The organism is Tenacibaculum aiptasiae (assembly GCF_965221665.1).
Lineage (GTDB): Bacteria > Bacteroidota > Bacteroidia > Flavobacteriales > Flavobacteriaceae > Polaribacter > Polaribacter aiptasiae.
On sequence record NZ_CBDCSN010000002.1, the window covers coordinates 799,552 to 818,807 of the forward strand.

Below are 19,256 nucleotides of genomic sequence, written 5' to 3' on the forward strand. Positions count from 1 at the left end.
AAAATATACTTATTAAAACTGTCAAAAATTGAATTGACAAAGTAAAAATTTGAAACTTACTCAGCATTAAATCTATTAATATGGAGGTGATAATGTTCCTCTATTTCCTGCTCCACTTAAATCTTTTGACGGATCATCTGACATCAATTCTATACTATAGTTGTTGTCTTCTCTTTTTCCTTTCGTAAAATCTTCAGTAGAGTTATAAATCCAGTTATATCCATTCTTAGCTAACATTTCTTTAAATGTAACCAACTTTCCTTGTTCATAAGACTGTAATGGATCAAAAGCAACCTCTTTCCCATCAACTATTGTAGTTGGGATATAAATTAAATCTTGATAACTTCTTCCTGTTCCATTATAATCTGGCATAGCAGCTGAAATAAAGCTAATTCCAGAAATTTTAATCCCTGCTTTTTTGCTTAAATTCTTTATTCTTCCTAAATACTTCCTAAATTGTTTAAAGTCATAAGTATTTATACGAGAATCTTCATAACCCAATGCTTTTTCTAACGGAGCTATTCGTGTAGTATCATAGTTTCTTAACATACTAACTATTTCCTTATAATCTAACATTTCTGAAGTTCTTCCTTCATCGGAATAACAAAAAGTTCCTTCTGGGATTTGTGATTGCCAATCATCGCATTTACACTTGTGTTTTTCACATGAAGCCATAAAATTCAATGTGAAAAAAATGATTAACATTTTTAGTAGGTTAGTTTTTTTCATAATAAAAATAATATTTAAATTCACTTTAAATATACTAGCTTATTTTCAATTATATTTACCTTAACCTAACACTTTTCTTACAAAGCATTCTATCAAACACTTAAGTTTTATCACTTTTTAAAAAAATAGGAAAAACACCTATGACTTATAAATGAATACCCTATAGGTTTTTCAATATTTTTACCCTAGAACTTTGAGTCGTTTCCATCACAATATACATTAACACCTATTCTAAAGCCTTTCCTTAATAAGGTGGTTGAAGAAGCCCTCTATTTCCATTTGAACTTTCTTTATCAGTATTGTTATTTCTATTCAAAAAGTTCTTTTGAATTTCTTTGTTTACTAAATTTCTATTATTATAATCTTCTTTAGTATCGTATATCCAACTATACCCATACTCTCCTAATATTTCTTTCATAGTTACAATTTCTCCATTATTAGAAACCTCTGGGGCAAATGCTATATTATTACCATTTATTTCTGTTGTTGGCATAAAAATTACTGTTTGATAATTGGGGACTCCATACAAAGTGTTTTCAGGATAAGAAGCCGATACTATATTTATTCCTGATAACTTTATTCCTTTTTCTTGAGATATTTTTTTTACATAATTTAAATAAGCTTCTAGAGTTTCAATTGTATAAAAATTTATGCGAGTATCTTCCCTACCTAAAGCTTCTTCTAAAATAGGTTTTCTTGTTTTGTCATAATGCTCCAACATCGCAACCATTTCTTTATACATTAATAAATTTTTAGGCTTTTCTGTTTTTACCGTTTTTTCAATTAAAACATCCGTTGATTTATCTTGTGTACAAGATAATAAACTAGCCACACCTATAGATGCAACCAATATTTTTTTTATAGTTTTCAATACTAGTTATAGTTTTTAGGTTAATATTGGGATTAATTTAATATTTATTTTTTTTACAAATTCAAACAGATACATTTTTCTTTTATACTTTTACCTTATGGATAAAATTGAACATATTGGTATTGCAGTAAAAGATTTAGAAAAATCAAATCAGCTTTTCGCATCACTCTTTGGAGAACCTCATTATAAAATTGAAGAAGTCGCTAGCGAAGGTGTAAAAACCTCATTTTTTAAAACTGGCCCTAACAAAATAGAGCTCTTAGAAGCTACTAAACCTGATAGTCCTATAGCTAAGTTCATAGAAAAAAAAGGAGAAGGAATTCACCATATAGCTTTTGCAGTTACAAATATTGAAGCAGAAATAAAGCGTTTACAAAAGGAAGGTTTTACGGTATTAAATGAAACGCCTAAAAAAGGAGCTGATAATAAATTAGTCGCTTTTTTACACCCAAAAACCACCAATGGGGTTTTAATTGAATTATGTCAGGAAATTGAATAATTCGTTCAATAGGAATTACTAAATATTTGTATCTTGCAATGTTAAAATTATAACATTAAATAATGACAACCTCTTTTGATTCTTTTCAAAAACGACGCTTACAATCATCTTATGTTTCCGTAGTAGTTAGTATTGCGCTAGTACTTTTTATGATTGGAATTTTAGGTTTGGTTTTATTAAAATCTACTAAAGTTGCTAATCACTTTAAAGAGAAAGTAGTAATGACTCTATTTTTAAAAGATGATGTTACTGTTAAGCAATCGAAAAGCTTTAAAGAAACTTTAAAGAAAAAAGAATACACAAATAAAGTTGTCTATATAACTAAAGAAGAAGCTGCAAAAACTTACAAAAAAGACTTAGGTGAAGATTTTTTAAAATTTTTAGGTGATAACCCTCTTAAAAATGGATTAGACATTTATCTAAAAGCTGATTATGTAACTCCTGAAAAGATGAGCGAGATTGAAAAATCTTTTGAAAAAAATAAATTGGTTGCTGAAGTAAATTATGACAAACCTTTAGTTCGATTACTAACACAAAACATTCAAAAAATTAGTTTTTGGTTGTTGGTGCTAAGCGGTTTCTTTGGTATTGTTGCTATTATATTAATTAATAGCTCCATTCGCTTATCTATTTATTCTAAAAGATTCAATATAAAAACCATGCAAATGGTTGGAGCAACTAAAAGTTTTATTCGTAGACCATTTATATGGCAAAGTATTAAGCTAGGTTTATTAGGTGCTTTTATAGCATTATGTGGAATAGCACTTTTAATTTACTATATAAACAAATATATTCCTACGTTAGAAATGTTATCAGACTACACTCCTTTGGCTTATGTTGCTGGAGGTGTATTATTTGTATCTTTCTTTATTACCTGGATAAGTACATTTTTTGCCACACAACGTTTTTTAAACTTACAAACTAACGATTTGTATTACTAAGATTTTATGAAAAAAGATAATTCAACCAAACAAGAATTTTTATTCGGTAAACGCAATTATACAATCATGTTAATTGGCTTAGCTGTTATAACATTAGGATTTATTCTAATGGCCGGTGGTGGTAGTGATGACCCAAAAGTATTTAATCCTGAAATTTATAACTGGCAAAGAATTCGTTTAGCTCCAACTCTTGTTATTATTGGATTGGGTATTGAAATTTATGCTATTTTTGCCAATCCAAAAAAATAAGCATGGGATTATTAGAGGCTATTATCTTAGCCATTATTGAAGGTATTACTGAATATTTACCTGTTTCTTCAACAGGACATATGATTATCGCTTCTTCATTTATGAGGATAGCAACAGATGATTTCACAAAACTATTCACCATAGTTATTCAGCTAGGCGCTATTTTATCAGTTTTAGTATTATATTGGAAACGCTTTTTTCAAAGTTTCGATTTCTATTTAAAACTGTTAGTTGCATTTATTCCTGCTGTTGTGTTAGGACTACTTTTAAATGATGTTATTGATAGTTTATTGGAAAGTCCAGTAACAGTTGCAATTTCTCTAATTATTGGAGGTATAATTTTATTAAAAGTTGACGATTGGTTTAAAGCCAACGAAGAGTTTGATGAAAAAAATCCGACAGCTCATACTGAAATAGGTTATGCTACTGCTTTAAAAATTGGTTTTTTTCAATGTTTAGCTATGATCCCTGGAACCTCAAGAAGTGGTGCTAGTATTGTAGGTGGTATGACTCAAAAAATAAATAGAAAAACAGCTGCTGAATTTTCTTTCTTCTTAGCCGTTCCTACTATGTTAGGTGCTACTGCTAAAAAAACCTATGATTATTATAAAGCTGGTTTTGAATTATCTTCTGAACAAGTAAACTACCTTATTATTGGTAATGTTGTTGCCTTTATTGTTGCTTTAATAGCTATCAAATCGTTCATCGATTATTTAAGTAAAAAAGGATTTAAAATCTTCGGATACTACCGTATTATATTTGGAATTGCCTTATTATTAATTCACTTTTTCGTGTATAAACTTTCTATATAATGCTGACTGCTGAAGACTATAAAAACGGACAAGTTTTATTAATTGATAAACCTTTAGAGTGGACTTCTTTTCAAGTTGTCAATAAATTACGTTGGCATATTCGTAAACGTTTTGATATTAAAAAGATTAAAGTTGGTCATGCAGGAACTTTAGACCCTTTAGCTACTGGTTTATTGATTATTTGTACTGGAAAACAGACTAAAAACATCAACGAATATCAAGGTCAAATAAAAGAATATACAGGCACAATAACTCTTGGTGAAACAACCCCTAGTTACGATTTAGAAACTGAAGTAAACGAAACTTTCCCTGCAGAACATATTACTGAAAAATTGATTCATAAAACAACAGAACAATTTATAGGAAAAATTCAACAAAAGCCACCTATTTTTTCAGCAATTAAAAAGGATGGTAAACGTTTATATGAACTAGCTCGTAAAGGAGAAACTACTGAGATAAAATCAAGAGAAATTACTATTTCTGAATTTGAAATCACCAATATTAACGCTAACAAAGTTGACTTTAGAGTTGTTTGTAGTAAAGGTACCTATATCCGTTCTTTAGCTTATGATTTCGGCTTAGCTTTAAATTCTGGAGCCCATTTATCTGCCTTAAGAAGAACCAAAATTGGGAATTTCTCTGTTAGTGACGGACTAAGTATTGATAATTTTATAAAATCTTTAGAAGTGGAATAGTTTTTGTCTCATAGAGCAAAAAACATTTACTTCTATGAAAAAAACTACACTACTATTCTTTATAGCTTTAGTTATTAGCTTTAAAATGAATGCTCAAAATGAAGGTAAACGTCCCTTCTTTACTGGATCTATAAGTACTACTTTTGGAATTAATCAAAAATACAAATTAGGCGAAGAAGGAAACGGCCCTTTAATTGTACCTAAATCTATTTTATTAAGAACTGGTTTTGGATATCAATTTAATGGTCGTTGGGCATCTACTTTTAATATCGGTTACGACCATCATTTTACATACGCTATCAACTCTATTCCAATGTACGCTAGTGTACGTTACAATTTTATAAAAAAAGCCAGTAGTGCTTATTTTATTGAATCTAGCTACGGACAAATGTTTCGTCCTTCCAATCGATTTTCAAATGGTAACTATTATAAGGTTGGCTTAGGAATCTTATCTCTTAGTAACAGTAGTTTTAACGGAATGATACGTTTAGATTTTCAAAGAAAAAAAATAGCTCAATTTAGAAATGGAAATCTAGACAGTATTTCTCTTGGCATTGGTTTTACCTTATTCTAATTTTTTAAAGAAAACGGCTATACCAACTCTCTGTAATTGGTACTTCCCAATAATTATCTAACTCGTGTTTTGTTTGAACTAAGTTATCAAAAACAATGGTTTTACCAGTTACAGATTTATTTTTTATTAGCTTTTTAAAATCTTTTAGCTCTTTATACTGAGTATATTCCCCTTGTTTAAAACAAACATTCATTTTATCTAACAACTCAATATCGTATTCTTGCTGTAATTGTAATACAAAAGCTACTTGTTTATCTATTTCCGCATTAGATAACTGTATATTATCTTCTACTGAAAAAATAATAAATCGATTATACCTTAACTCAAAAGAAACTTTAAAATCTTCTTCAGACTTCCACTTTTCGGAAAATGTTTTTAGTTTTTCTTTTAAACCCTCTATTTCTTGCGGATAAAACTTTCTACTAGATGGATAAATCCAAACTTTAGCTTCTTCTGATAACGTATTGAAATCTACTAACATAATTATTCTTTCTGTGCGACAAATATACAGAAAACAAAATCCTCTTCTTGTTAAGATTCAAGAAGAGGATTTACTTTATAAAAAAGAATTTTATTTCAATAATGTAAGAATATCTTCTTGCATATTATTCCCTTTATTTTTATTGTACCAAACTTGTAAATCCTTTTTAAAATCTGCATCTAAACTTCCGTGCTCAGTCTTATAATCAGCAACCATTTTAGTAGCTACTGATGGCCTTGGCCCCCAAGTATCAACTACCTCATTTTCTTTATCTAATGCAATTAATTTAGGAATAGACCTTCCTCCGTTAGTTAAAAACTTATCCATTAATTCTAAGTTCTCATCTCTCAATACTAACTTTAATTGAATGTTAGGGTTTTCTTCTGCTATTTTATTAATAACTGGTAAATTCTGAGCAGCATCTCCACACCAACCTTCCGTTAAAACCAACCAAGTCTGTGGCTCTTTTACATCCTTAACCTTAGCTATAGTTTCTTCAGAAATTTTTATAGTTTTATCTAAACGCTTCATTCTTTTATCGTTTAGTAAACTATAATTTAATAAGGCATCAGATTGAGTTAATCCAGTTGACTTTCCTTGCTCTAACAAATCTTTTACAAGAGTTCTATATTCAGAATATGAAATGGCTTTTTGTAAACTGCTTTCTATAATTTCTTTCATCTTAATAATCTTATTATACTACAAATGTACTAGTTCCTCTTAATGTATACAGTAACCTAAGTTACGAACTACAAAAACGGAATAATATAGACGTAAAGATGATTAGAAGCTTACACTTCTTCTAATTTTTGACTTTCTAAAGATTTTAAATTACTTATAATATCCTCAGTTATCGATGCTAAATCATATTCATGTTGCCATCCCCAATCTTTTCTTGCCTCTGTATCGTCAATGATTTGAGGCCAGCTATCAGCAATTGCTTGTCTAAAATCTGGATTATAAGAAATTGTAAATTCAGGAATGTATTTTTGAATTTCTTCAGCTATTTCTTTTGGTGTAAAACTAATAGCTGATAAATTATACGAAGTTCTAGTTTTTATTTTTTCAACATCAGCTTCCATTAACTGTATTGTTGCTTTAATAGCATCATTCATATACATCATTGGCAAACGAGTATTTTCTGATAAGAAACATTCGAAAGTTCCCTTTTTTAATGCTTCAAAGTAAATATCAACTGCATAATCTGTTGTACCTCCTCCTGGTAATGTTTTCCAACTTATAATTCCAGGGTAACGAATACTTCTTACATCTACTCCATATTTTTCATGATAATAATTACACCAGTGCTCTCCAGCAACTTTACTTATCCCATAAACTGTTGAAGGCTCCATAACTGTTTGTTGTGGTGTATTAATTTTTGGCGATGTAGGTCCAAAAGATGCCATTGAACTTGGCCAGTACACTTTTTCAATATGTTTTTCTCTTGCTAATTCTAAAACAGCTAATAAAGATGTCATATTTAAGTCCCAACCCTTTAATGGATATTTTTCTGCGGTTGCTGATAACATTGCAGCCATCAAGTATACTTGGTTTACCTTATATTTTTGAATTACTTTTAAAATATCTTCTTGACTAGTTGCATCAATTATTTCAAAAGGACCAGAGCTCATCATTTCTTTTCCTCCTTCTCTAATATCGGAAGCTATTACATGATCATTACCGTAAATAGAACGTAATTGTTGTGTTAATTCTGTTCCTATTTGCCCACAAGCTCCTAAAACTAATATCGTGTCATTCATTTCTAATAATTCAAAAATATAGTGCGGCAAAGTTATTAAATTTCATATTTCACAAAAAATATTTATCCTTTTTTAACTATCGACAAAACAAGAACTTAATTACCTGATTACAAACTTATAATTCTATTTTCATTTTTAAATCAAGTAAAATATGTACTTTTATGCTTTTAATTTATCGTTTAATGAGACCTTTTCAAATTCTTATATTTTCTTTTTTAATTGTTTTTATTTCTTGTAAAAAAGAAAAAAATCAAAATAAAGAAAATATTCAGAAAACAGATGTTACCACTTCTGTAAAACATGCTGAATACACAGTACTTGATAAAGGGTCTATACAGGAAATTAGAAATTGGAAAGAATATTTTATAACTGAAGAATTTTTAGCTCAATTTAAAAATATTAGTCCTACTGATGCTTTAAACAATGCTTTAGAATTAAAAGAACTAGCCAAACAATTAAAAGACAGTTTAAATATAGAAAATTTAAAAACTCCAGCTTTTAAGGCTCGTGTAAATGTTTTTGAAAATGAAGTTTTAAGGCTTGCCGACATGACTTATATTCCTTCTATATCTTCAAAGAATGTTAATAGTCAAGTTGAAAAAATGCTTTCTCTTTTTGGTAGTATGAACGATAAAATAAATGCTGTTTACGCTAAAAAACGTTTTGATAAAGCCGTTAAATTAGACAGTTTATTTAACAGTTTTGAATAGTATTGATAACCTCGTATACTAAATTACTTTCAAAACCTCTGTACAATAGGTAATCTGCTACTTTTTTTCTTCTCTTAAATAAGTTTGTTTCAGACACTAATTTGTTTTTCTTTTCTACTAAAGCATATAGTGTTGATATATACTCTTCTTCATCAATTTCCTTTAATGCTATTTTAATATTATAAGTAGAAATATCTCTCATTTGAAGTTCACGAGTTATTCTTTGCTTACCCCATTTTTTAATTCTGAATTTACCTCTAGCAAAACTTTTTGAAAATCGCTCTTCATTTAAAAAATTTTCTTGTAAGAGATGTAATAAAATATCGTCTTTAGCCTCTGGAATTAAATTATATTCTGATAATTTTTTCTCTACCTCTTTATGACATCTATCTTGATACACACAAAAACTCTCCAACTTTCTTTTTATTTCTTCAACCGAAATAACTTGTTTCTTCATAAAACAAAAATACTATCCTATTTCCAGTTATTTAAAAAAGACACTACCTTTTCTTTATAACTTGCTCCTATTGGAATTTCTGTTGAATTCACTTCTATATCATTAACTGTAAAAGCAGAAATTTTATTAATATTTATAATATAAGAACGGTGAACTCTTAAAAAATTCTCTTCTTTTAATTCCTGTTCTATTTCACTAATCCTATATTTAGAAACTATTCTTTTATTATCTACTGTGTGTATTTTTATATAGTCTTTTAAACTTTCAATAAATAGAATATCGTTAATAACCACTTTATGATGTTTATTTCCCGATTTCACCAACATAAAATCATCAGTATCTTTTCCTTTATGTTGAATTGATTGTGATTGTTTTTTTTGATCTCCTAAATAACGATCTACAGCCTTAAAAAAACGTTCAAAAGTAATAGGTTTCAATAAATAATCTATAACACCTAAATCATAACTTTCTATTGCGTAATCTCTGTACGCTGTAGTAAATATGGTTTTTGGTGGATTCTTTAATGTTTTTAAAAAATCTATCCCCGTTAAGTTTGGCATTTTTATATCTAAAAACAACAAATCTACTTCTTGAGTATTTAATATTTCAAAAGCTTTTATAGCATTATTACATGTAGCTACTATTTCTAATGCATCAATTTTAGAAATATGCTTTTCTAGCAATTTTATTGCTAAGGGTTCATCATCTACTACCAAACACTTTACTTTCATATTTCTTATTCTTGATTAATTTTTAAAGTAACAGTAAATCTATTTTCACTAGATTTAATATCTAACTCATAATTGTTACCACATATTAAATCTAATTGTTTTCTAATATTAGACAAACCTATACTATCTTTTCCTTTAACCTCATAACCATCTACTACCGTATTAGTTATTACAAATTGAAACTTTGACCCTTTACTTGAAATATCAATATCAATTTCTGGAGAACCGCTATCTTCTCCCGCTCCGTGTTTAAAAGCGTTTTCTACCAAAGACAATAATATTAAAGGTGGAATTTCTATATCATTATCTATATTTTCTGTAAAACTAACTTTTAACCTTTCATCATAACGTAGCTTTTCTAATTCTATAAAGTTTTTTAATAAGTCTATTTCACTAGACAACAACACATATTTTCCATTACAACGATACAATACATGATCTAAAATTTCAGATAATTTACTTATTGATGTTGATGTTTTAGGTGAATTAACCACAGAAAGCGAATATATATTATTCAACGTATTGAATAAAAAGTGAGGATTCAGCTGTCCCTTTAAAGTCTTTAATTCTATTTCCGATTTCTCTTTAGCTAAAGCTAGCTTTTTTGATTTTTCTCTTTCATCCTCAAAATAGTATTTCACAGCAACAAACACTAATACATTTAACAAAATAGTGGGAATATATTTTGCCATTAACCATCTATAATCTGAAAATATTTCCTGAATAGACTCTTGTTCAAATGGAGGCGTTCTTACAAAAGGTTCTGCAACGTGTACCACTAAAATTCTACTTAAAACCCCAAATAAATAAAACGCCAATAAAAAAGTTAGTATTGATAACAAGTATTTTTTGGTTTTTATGAATTTAGGTATCCATAAATATGCTACAAAATAAGCTGCTAATATTTGAGTTAAAAAACTTATACAATTAAAAATTAAAGCTTCAATAATTGTATAATGTTGGTCTTTATCATTAATTATCACGTCTCTTAAAAGATCTAAACTAAAAAGTATTAGCCAAAATAAAACATGACGAGAATATTGATTCTTTCTTATGTGATCAGAAAATTTATGTAGTGTATCCATATAAAACAAAAATAAAATCTATTCTTTCAACTTCTAATACAAATAGACGAAACTTGTTTTTAAACACCTAAATAAGCTATTTCACCTCCTTAACCCTTCTACTTCTTTAAAACAGTTGTAAACGTCGATTTTTTAAACCCCTTTGTCGATTATAAAACTTTAGCTTCTTATTCCAGTTCATATTTGCATCGTAATACAAATAATAAACAAAATGAAAAAAATACTGTTCCTTCTCCTATTAATAAGCACTATTGGTGCTTTTGCTCAAATAAACCTTACCGGTAAGGTAGTTGAAAAAAACACGCAACACCCCTTAGAATTTGCCACTGTAATTTTAACTAACCCTGAAAACAATAACGTAATTGCTGGCGAATCAACTAACAGTAAAGGAGAGTTTTCTATTAAAGCTAAAAAAGGAATCTACAATGTTAAAATTGAATTTATCGGTTTTAAAAGTCATACCATAAATAATTTTTCACTAACTAAGAATCAATCAATTCAAACTATATTTTTACAAGAAGACTCTGAAGCGCTAGACGAAGTTGAAGTAGTTGCTGAAAAATCAACTACAGAATACAAATTAGACAAACGCGTTTTTAATGTTGGAAAAGATTTGATTTCAAAAGGAGGATCTGTAAACGACATCTTAAACAATGTTCCTTCTGTTAATGTTGATATTGAAGGAGCCGTGAGCTTACGTGGTAATTCTAATGTTCGTATTTTAATTAATGGTAGACCTTCTGTGTTAACAGCAAATAACGGATTAGAATCTATTCCTTCTGAAAACATTGAAAAAGTAGAAGTAATTACCAACCCATCTGCTAAATATGATGCTGAAGGAACAGCAGGAATTATCAATATTATTTTGAAAAAGAATAAAAAGGGACGCTTTGGAAGCTCGCTTCAACTAACTACTGGTATACCAGATAATCATAGCATTAATTATAATGTTAATTATAAAAAGGAAAAGTTTAATTTGTTTTCTAATATTGGGTATCGCTATTTATCATTCGATGGAAACGGTTACTTAAACAGAACCAATTTTACGAATAATGTACCTGTATCTTTTTCTAACAGAACCACTAATAGCACTAGAAGTCGTAGAACATTCAATCTTTATTTTGGAAGTGATTATTATATTAACGACAAAAACACACTAACATTAAGTTATTATTACCGAAATAACACAAGCAAAAATAATGTTGATTATACCTTTAACTTTTTAAACGCTCAAAAACAAGTTGACAATATTCTTACTTCAAACGAATCGTATAGAGAACCTCAAAAAGCCAATCAAATTGAACTTAACTATGTAAAAACCTTTGATAAAAAAGGACAAAAACTTACAGTGAATTTTCAATATGACTTTTGGAACGACGATGAAAACGAATCGGTAGAAGAGCAACAACAATTTCCAACTACCTCAGCAATCAACTTATTAAGAAGTAGAGATATAGAAAGTAGTAAAGATTTCTTATTCCAATCTGACTTTAAACTCCCTATTACAAAAAAATCACATGTTGAAATGGGTATAAAAGGTGAAATAAGAAACATTGATAGTGACTATAAAGTTTGGGATAACAATGTAGTAGTAGATACTTTAAATAATTTATTAAAATATAACGAACGTATTTATGGTGCTTATATCCAATATGGAAATAGAAAAAACAAATTACAGTATTTACTAGGTTTACGTGCCGAACATGCAAACACAGGAAGTACTGATAGAAGAGATGAATTTAGAACTTCTAAAAGTTATACCGATTTATTTCCAACCGTTCATTTAACTTATAACTTTAATCAAGCTACCAATGTACAAGTAAGTTATAGTAGAAGAATTAGACGCCCAAGCTTTTGGCACTTAAATCCTTTTGGAGGAATTTCAGACAGAAGAAACATTCGTGTTGGTAACCCAGATTTAAATCCTATGTACACAAACTCTTTTGAGTTAGGTTTATTAAAACGATGGAAAAAATTCACTTTAAATCCATCTATTTATTACCAAAGAACAACTAATGTTTTTGAAACTTTAATAACTCCTAATCCATTTGGAGCTTTGGTATCAAAACCAATTAATTCAGGTATTGAAAAAAGGTTTGGTGCTGAATTAGCTATTCGATACTCTCCTTTTAAATGGTGGCGATTATCTAGTGAATTTAATTACTTTTCTTTTGATCAAAGAGGTTTATATACTGTTGATGATAGCACATGGTCTACACGTTTAAATTCAAGAATGAAGTTTTCTAAACTAACTATTCAATCTAGTTTTAATTATCGTGGAGAAAGACAAAGTGGACAAATATTTACCGAAGCACAATACAGAGCAAACATTGGAATTAGTAAAGACTTTTGGGAAGACAAAGCTACTGTAACTTTAAATATGAATAATATTTTAGACTCTAGAGTAAGTAGACAATTAATTACTGGTGAAAATTATACTACCAATAATTACAATAGACCTATTGGTAGATTTACATCAATCACTTTTACATATCGATTTAATAGGACTAAAAAAGATAGAGATCGCTTACCTGACTAAAAACAATTAAACCACAACTTTAAAAGCAAGAATGGCTAAAAGTATTTTACTTTTAGCCATTCTTTATTGTTAACAAAAATTAATTATAAACTACGTAACCACATTTTAAACTTAGTAATTAAGTAGAATAAAATAGGGACTACAATTAAAGTTAAGAATGTTGCAATGAATAATCCGTAAATTACTGTCCATGCCAATGGCCCCCAGAAAATTACGTTATCACCTCCCATATAAATATGTGGATTAAACTCACTAAATAAAGTATAGAAGTTAATATTGAATCCAGTTGCTAACGGAATTAACCCTAAGATTGTTGTAATTGCTGTTAATAATACTGGACGTAAACGAGCTTTACCTCCTCTAATTACCGCTTCTCCTAAAGTTTCAACATCTACATAATCGCTTTCAGCAATTCCATTCTCTACTTTCTTTCTATCAATTAATAACTGCGTATAATCTAGTAATACCACTCCATTGTTCACTACAATACCTGCTAATGAGATAATCCCCATCATTGTCATCATAATTACGAATGGCTTCGCTGTAATTATCAATCCTCCAAATACACCAATTAGACTTAAGAAAATCGCTAACATGATAATCCCTGGTTTAGAAACTGAGTTGAATTGGAAAATTAATATTAAGAAGATTAATCCTAAACCTGCAAAGAATGCTCCCATTAAGAACGCCATTTGCTTGTTCTGCTCTTCAATTTGACCTGTATAATTAATCTTTACCGTAGCTGGTTTTTCGGTAAACGATTTCATTTCACTTTCAATCTTCGCTACAATCGCTGCTGCATCTGTATACCCTGGTGCTAAAGCTGAATATACGGTTACCACACGCTTTACATCTTTATGTTTAATCGCACTAAACCCAGAAGTATTTGTTTGTTTCGCTATTGCTGATACAGGAATTTCTTTGATTTGACCTGAAGCCATATCTCTAAACGTTATTTTCTGATTGAAAATAGCACTCTTATTATACCTGTTATCCTTATTAAAACGCACATAGATATCATAATCCTCTCCATCTTCTTTATAAATACCTGCTTTAGAACCGAAAATTGCATTACGTAACTGACCTCCAACTTGAGATGCACTTACTCCTAATTCACCGGCTTTTTTACGATCTACATTTACTAACATTGATGGTTTAGACTTGTTTACATCAATCTTTAACTCATCAATACCTGCAATACTTTTCGAATTGATAAAATCACGCATTTTTTCAGCAGTATTAATCAATTCTGAATAATCTTTCCCTTCTAACTCAATATTAATAGGATATCCAGCTGGTGGTCCTACCGCTTCTTTCTCTACTGAAATTGCTAAACCTGGATAGATTCCTTTTAATGCCTCTGTTACTTTCTTTTGTAATTCTTTACTATCTGCCCCTTCACGATATTTATACTCTCGCATTGAAGCAGTAATTTTTCCTCTATGTGGCATTTCTGCTGTTGAACCTCCATCTGTTTGTGGATTTCCAGATCCTGCCCCCACTTGCGATACAGCACTTTCTACTAAGAAATTATGATCTCCGTGCATATATTCTGGCGAATTCAACACATTGTATACACGCTCTTCCAAATCTTTCATGATCAGATTTGTTTTCTCAATATCCGTTCCTTGAGGATACTCTATATAAACAATAATCTGGTTAGGCGTATTGTCTGGGAAGAATTCTACTTTAGTTCTCTGGCTTGCTACTGATGCTCCAAAACCACCAAAAGCAAAGAATAATAAAAGAACTGTTGCTATAGTAATTGCATAAGGTCTCCATCCTTTTAATGCAGCTCTTAATACTCTTTCGTAAAAACGTTCCCAACGTGGCAATACTTTATTTTGAAAAGCATTTGCCCAAGGTCTTAATGCAATTCTATATACCCATAACATAACCGCTGTAAATACCATAATTGTACCTAAAGCTCTGTAAGCTCCTCCAAAAATTACAATTAACAACCCTATTACTGCCATGATAGATGATAAGGTAATAATTCTCTTTAATGGCATGTTCTTATCTTCTACACTCATAAACTGAGATACCATTACTGAGTTAAAGAAAATTGCAACAAATAAAGACGATCCTAATACTACCGATAATGTTACTGGGAAATAAATCATAAACTGCCCCATAACTCCTGGCCACATTCCTAATGGAATAAATGCTGCTACTGTAGTTGCTGTTGAAATGATAATAGGAAAAGCTATTTCTCCAATACCTTTTTTAGCCGCTTCAATTCTTGGCATTCCTTCATCCATTAAACGATATACGTTTTCTACAACTACAATACCGTTATCTACTAGCATTCCAAGCCCCATAATTAATCCGAAAAGAATCATGGTGTTCATCGTATAACCTAACCAACTTAAGATCATTAACGACATGAACATCGACATTGGAATTGCAAACCCTACGAATAATGCGTTTTTAAACCCAAGGAAAAACATTAGTACTAATACTACTAAGATTACCCCGAAAATAATATTGTTTACTAAATCATCTACTTGTCCTATGGTTTTCGATGATTGATCATTAGCAATGGTAACTTTTAAGTTACTTGGAAATACATTTTCTTTAGCATCTTTTACTATCTCTTGAATTTTTTCAGCTGCTTCTACCATGTTTTTACCAGAACGCTTCTTTACATCTAGCATTACCACAGCTTCACCAAACTCACGTGCATAGGTAGTTTTATCTTTATCTTTAAAAGATACTTTTGCAATATCTTTTAAATAAATAGAATTTCCTTTTTCAGATTTTACTACAAAGTTTTGTAATTCTTGAGGATCTTCTATTTCTCCTAAAATTCGAATAGTACGACGTTGACCACTTGCAATTAAGTTACCAGCTGACATTGTTAAATTCCCTCCATTTACCGAGTTGATAATATCTTGGAAACTTACCTGAGCAGCCATCATTTTATAAATATCTACTGCTATTTCAACCTCTTTCTCTTCTGCACCACGAATATCTACTTTTTTAATCTCACCTAAGTCCTCTATTTCATCTTCTAAATATTCACCAAACTCTTTTAATTTATCTACTGGATAATCACCAGAAATATTAATATTTAAAATTGGCATTTCTTCAGACATACTCAACTCAAACACATTAGGCTCTACTTTAGCCCCGTTAAAAGTTGGCCAGTCTTCACCAGAAGTTTCTTGATCTATCTCGTCCTTTACCTTCTGTTTTGCTTGATCTACTGTAATATTTTCATCAAACTCAACAACCACCATCGAATAATCTTCTTGCGAAGTTGACGTAATTTCTACTACATTACTTACCGTTTTTAACTTATCTTCTAACGGATCGGTAATTAGTTTTTCTATATCTTCAGCTGTATTTCCTGGATATAATGAACTAATATAAATTTTAGTTTCTCTAATTTCCGGAAAGTTCTCTCTTGGCATACTTAAGAAGGCAGAAATACCCATAATAAGTATCATCACCATCATTACATAAATGGTTGTCTTATTATTAATTGCCCAAGAGGATAAACCGAATTCTTTATCGACTTGTTTTTTTTGTTTCTCAGTCATGTTAACTTGTAATCTTTAGTTGATTATTTTGCTTTAGCAGCGGCTAAGATTTTTACTTCTTGTCCATCTTTTACACTACGAGCACCTTCTTCTACAATTTGAGCTCCGTTTTCTACTCCTGTTAAAACTTCAATTACATCTCCTTGAGTTTTCCCTGTAGTAATAATTGCTTGTTTAGCAGTTCCTTTTTGATCTTTAACATCTTTTACTAAATAGATATACTGCTCTCCCTTTGCATTTTCTGAAATAATACTTTGTGGTATTAAAATCGCTTTTGGATTTGTATAATCGTTGATTTTTAACTTCGCAGTTAAGTTTGGCTTGATGCTTCTATCTTTATTTGGAACACCAATTTCTACTTTAAATGTTCTATTTGCTGGATTGATAAAATTTCCTGCTTGACGAATTTTAGAGTGTAATGATTTTCCTAAAATTGGGAACTCAACCTCAACACTTTTCCCTTTTTTGATTGAAGTAATATAGCTTTCTGGAACATCAGTTTCAATATACATATCACCTAAGTTCACAATTCTAAATACTTCAGATCCCATTCCTGGTGCTACTACTGTTCCTTGCTCTTTAATTACATCGTCAATAACTCCTGTAAATGGTGCTTTGATTACAGATTTTCCTAATTGTCTCTTTAACTGAGTTACCGCATTCTTTTGTGCTTCATATGAAGTTTTAGCTTGTAAATACTGAATTTCAGAACCAATCTTTTGTTCCCATAATCTTTTTTGACGTTCGTAAGTTGTCTTAGCTAAAGCAGCTTGCGCTTCTACCTGTGCTACTTGATTTCCTAAACCTCCATCATCTATTTTTGCTAAAGCTTGTCCTTTAACTACTCTTTGACCTTCTTTTACATAAATGCTTACTAATTGTCCTGCCATTTCTGGATACACTAAAACATTTTGCTTTGTTTGAACATCTCCTTGTAATTCTAAGTAGTGAACAAAATCCTCTGTTTTAGCAGAAAACACTGTAATTAAAGGTATTTTTTTGTTCGTATCTAATTCAGAAATCTTATCATTTAACTGCTTTATCTCAGCAGCTAACTCTTGTTGTTTTGTATCTAACTCAGCCTTTTTCGTTCTTATTTGAGCTAAATCATTGGTAGCAATTACATCTTGAATAGACTGCCCTTTATTTCCTCCACAAGAAGCTAAAAGTGCGGTTAGTAATACTATTGAATATATTTTTCTCATTATAGTTGACTTTTTATTTTATTGGTGTGTTTAATGCGTTATCTAATTTAGCTTTGTTGCTAATAATATTTAATATTGACTGTAAGTAGTTGTTTTGTTGAGAGTACAACTGATTACGTGCCGATAATAAATCGATACTAGTTGTAACCCCTTCATCAAACTTTATTTTTTGCTTACGCTCAATACGTGTTGCTAATGCTAAGTTCTTCTTAGCAGTTTCATAATTTTCTATACTTAATTGATAATTGCTTTGAGCTTGCTCTGCTTGTAGATTTAATCTTTGCTTCGTTTCTGCTAAACGAATGTCAGCACTTTCTAATGCTATTTTTGCTTGAGCAGTTTTTGCACTTCTTCCTAAAGAACTAAAAATTGGAATATTTATACCTACTCCAAAAACTGAAGTTGAAATCCAATCTTGAGATGAATTAAAAAAGTTAAAACTATCTGCATTTGCTAATCTAGAATAGTTTACATAGGCTCTTACACTTGGTAAGGCCCTACTTTTTTCTAACCTCATTAGTAAACGCTTCGCCTCTCTATCGTTTTCAGCAATTCTAAAATCAATATGATTATCAAGATCGAATTTTTGCGCTAACAAGTTCAAATTTGTATTATTTACAACTAAATCATCCAAACTATCTGTTAGCTTCAATTTCGCATTAATAGGATTCCCTAACGATAAATTTAACATCTGATAAGCAATCTCTCTATTTCTATCAGCATTACGTTGTTGGCTAATAATATTTCCTTGCGTAATTTTGAATTGCTCAACAGTTTCTTCCTCTGTCAACCCTTGTTTAAATCCTTCAACCGCTCCTTTTAGTTGACGATCTACAGTTTTCTTATTTCCTTTCAAAATTTCAATACGTTCTTCAGCTACTAACACATTTCCATAAGCATTTATAACTGCTTCTCTAGTAGCTAATTCTGTTTTTTCCTTTGCTTGTTCTGAAATTTTTAAATAGGTTTTTGCCGATTGTAATCCTACTAAATAAGAACCATCAAATAATAACTGATCTAAAGTAATTGTACCCGTAACATTGTGCTTTGCTCCAAAATCTACAGTTCCATCTCCATTAAAATCGACTCCTGGAAATTGTTGTTTTAAATTGTTTTGGTAGTTTACAACTCCACTAATTTGTGGTAATCCAGTAGCTGTGGTCTCCCATTTTCTTTTTTTAGCCGCTTCAATATCGTTTAAAGCAACTTTGTTATTATAGCTATTCTTTATTGCAAATTGTATGGCTTCTCTCATAGACAAACTCATTTCTTTTTCTTGAGCATTTGAACTCAATGCAAAAAAGAATATGCAAACTGCATAAATTATTCTTCTCATGTATTCCTAATAGTTTTGTATTTGGTGTTTTAACTTT

General features: G+C 30.1%; 19 protein-coding genes. 8 read left to right on the forward strand and 11 right to left on the reverse strand.

Translation table 11 applies throughout. The features are described 5' to 3' along the window. Positions 1-75: 75 nt before the first annotated feature. Positions 76-729, reverse strand: coding sequence for a hypothetical protein (locus ACOQN8_RS03970; RefSeq protein ID WP_420551690.1), 654 nt, complete (start codon positions 727-729; stop codon positions 76-78). Positions 730-973: 244 nt separating this feature from the next. Beyond that, complete coding sequence (locus ACOQN8_RS03975; RefSeq protein WP_420551691.1) at positions 974-1,600, reverse strand: hypothetical protein; 627 nt, start codon at positions 1,598-1,600, stop codon at positions 974-976. A gap of 97 nt (positions 1,601-1,697) precedes the next feature. On the opposite strand from ACOQN8_RS03975, the gene mce reads away from it, so the two are divergent. From mce to ACOQN8_RS04005, 6 genes are all read left to right on the forward strand, one after another. After that, the gene (gene mce / locus ACOQN8_RS03980) at positions 1,698-2,099 is read left to right on the forward strand and encodes a methylmalonyl-CoA epimerase (RefSeq protein ID WP_272151626.1); all 402 of its coding nucleotides are present in this window, start codon (positions 1,698-1,700) and stop codon (positions 2,097-2,099) included. Positions 2,100-2,161: 62 nt separating this feature from the next. Then, positions 2,162-3,040 carry a cell division protein FtsX gene (locus ACOQN8_RS03985; protein ID WP_420551692.1) on the forward strand — a complete coding sequence of 293 codons (879 nt, stop codon included), beginning with the start codon at positions 2,162-2,164 and terminating at the stop codon, positions 3,038-3,040. A gap of 6 nt (positions 3,041-3,046) precedes the next feature. After that, on the forward strand, positions 3,047-3,289 hold the full coding sequence (locus ACOQN8_RS03990; protein WP_420551693.1) for a DUF3098 domain-containing protein: 243 nt from the start codon (positions 3,047-3,049) through the stop codon (positions 3,287-3,289). 2 nt (positions 3,290-3,291) lie between these two features. Beyond that, on the forward strand, positions 3,292-4,101 hold the full coding sequence (locus tag ACOQN8_RS03995; protein ID WP_420551694.1) for an undecaprenyl-diphosphate phosphatase: 810 nt from the start codon (positions 3,292-3,294) through the stop codon (positions 4,099-4,101). Continuing rightward, positions 4,101-4,796: a tRNA pseudouridine(55) synthase TruB gene (gene truB, locus ACOQN8_RS04000; RefSeq protein WP_420551695.1), complete on the forward strand. Its 696-nt coding sequence runs from the start codon at positions 4,101-4,103 to the stop codon at positions 4,794-4,796. Before ACOQN8_RS03995 ends, truB begins: the two co-directional genes overlap by 1 nt. Before the next feature lie 34 nt (positions 4,797-4,830). Further along, positions 4,831-5,370 (forward strand): hypothetical protein, encoded by a 540-nt coding sequence (locus ACOQN8_RS04005; protein ID WP_420551696.1) that lies wholly within the window; start codon positions 4,831-4,833, stop codon positions 5,368-5,370. Between the two features lie 4 nt (positions 5,371-5,374). On the opposite strand, the gene ACOQN8_RS04010 is transcribed toward ACOQN8_RS04005, so the two are convergent. From ACOQN8_RS04010 to ACOQN8_RS04020, 3 genes are all read right to left on the reverse strand, one after another. Then, entirely contained in the window at positions 5,375-5,851 is a 477-nt protein-coding gene (locus ACOQN8_RS04010) for an ABC transporter ATPase (protein WP_420551697.1), read from the reverse strand. A gap of 90 nt (positions 5,852-5,941) precedes the next feature. Next, positions 5,942-6,532: a thioredoxin family protein gene (locus ACOQN8_RS04015; protein ID WP_420551698.1), complete on the reverse strand. Its 591-nt coding sequence runs from the start codon at positions 6,530-6,532 to the stop codon at positions 5,942-5,944. A 110-nt stretch (positions 6,533-6,642) separates the two neighbouring features. Then, positions 6,643-7,611 (reverse strand): NAD-dependent epimerase/dehydratase family protein, encoded by a 969-nt coding sequence (locus ACOQN8_RS04020; protein ID WP_420551699.1) that lies wholly within the window; start codon positions 7,609-7,611, stop codon positions 6,643-6,645. 161 nt (positions 7,612-7,772) lie between these two features. Here ACOQN8_RS04020 and ACOQN8_RS04025 point away from each other — a divergent pair, with 161 nt between their 5' ends. Further along, positions 7,773-8,321 (forward strand): hypothetical protein, encoded by a 549-nt coding sequence (locus tag ACOQN8_RS04025; protein WP_420551700.1) that lies wholly within the window; start codon positions 7,773-7,775, stop codon positions 8,319-8,321. Here the strand turns inward: ACOQN8_RS04025 and ACOQN8_RS04030 are convergent. Genes ACOQN8_RS04030 through ACOQN8_RS04040 form a run of 3 tightly spaced genes read right to left on the reverse strand, consistent with a single transcriptional unit; the run spans position 8,305 to position 10,594 of the window. Further along, a complete protein-coding gene (locus tag ACOQN8_RS04030; RefSeq protein WP_420551701.1) occupies positions 8,305-8,778 on the reverse strand; it encodes a regulatory protein RecX in 474 nt (157 codons plus the stop codon). The genes ACOQN8_RS04025 and ACOQN8_RS04030 overlap by 17 nt on opposite strands. Positions 8,779-8,795: 17 nt before the next feature. Next, positions 8,796-9,509, reverse strand: coding sequence for a LytR/AlgR family response regulator transcription factor (locus tag ACOQN8_RS04035; RefSeq protein ID WP_420551702.1), 714 nt, complete (start codon positions 9,507-9,509; stop codon positions 8,796-8,798). 5 nt (positions 9,510-9,514) lie between these two features. Continuing rightward, positions 9,515-10,594 carry a sensor histidine kinase gene (locus ACOQN8_RS04040; protein ID WP_420551703.1) on the reverse strand — a complete coding sequence of 360 codons (1,080 nt, stop codon included), beginning with the start codon at positions 10,592-10,594 and terminating at the stop codon, positions 9,515-9,517. Between the two features lie 211 nt (positions 10,595-10,805). Here ACOQN8_RS04040 and ACOQN8_RS04045 point away from each other — a divergent pair, with 211 nt between their 5' ends. Next, the gene (locus tag ACOQN8_RS04045; protein ID WP_420551704.1) at positions 10,806-13,133 is read left to right on the forward strand and encodes a TonB-dependent receptor; all 2,328 of its coding nucleotides are present in this window, start codon (positions 10,806-10,808) and stop codon (positions 13,131-13,133) included. A gap of 83 nt (positions 13,134-13,216) precedes the next feature. Here the strand turns inward: ACOQN8_RS04045 and ACOQN8_RS04050 are convergent, their stop codons facing one another. Genes ACOQN8_RS04050 through ACOQN8_RS04060 form a run of 3 tightly spaced genes read right to left on the reverse strand, consistent with a single transcriptional unit; the run spans position 13,217 to position 19,219 of the window. Beyond that, on the reverse strand, positions 13,217-16,678 hold the full coding sequence (locus tag ACOQN8_RS04050; RefSeq protein WP_420551705.1) for an efflux RND transporter permease subunit: 3,462 nt from the start codon (positions 16,676-16,678) through the stop codon (positions 13,217-13,219). A 23-nt stretch (positions 16,679-16,701) separates the two neighbouring features. Then, on the reverse strand, positions 16,702-17,883 hold the full coding sequence (locus tag ACOQN8_RS04055) for an efflux RND transporter periplasmic adaptor subunit (RefSeq protein WP_420551706.1): 1,182 nt from the start codon (positions 17,881-17,883) through the stop codon (positions 16,702-16,704). A 13-nt stretch (positions 17,884-17,896) separates the two neighbouring features. After that, positions 17,897-19,219, reverse strand: a complete 1,323-nt coding sequence (locus ACOQN8_RS04060) for a TolC family protein (RefSeq protein WP_420551707.1) — start codon at positions 19,217-19,219, stop codon at positions 17,897-17,899. Between the last annotated feature and the right edge of the window lie 37 nt (positions 19,220-19,256).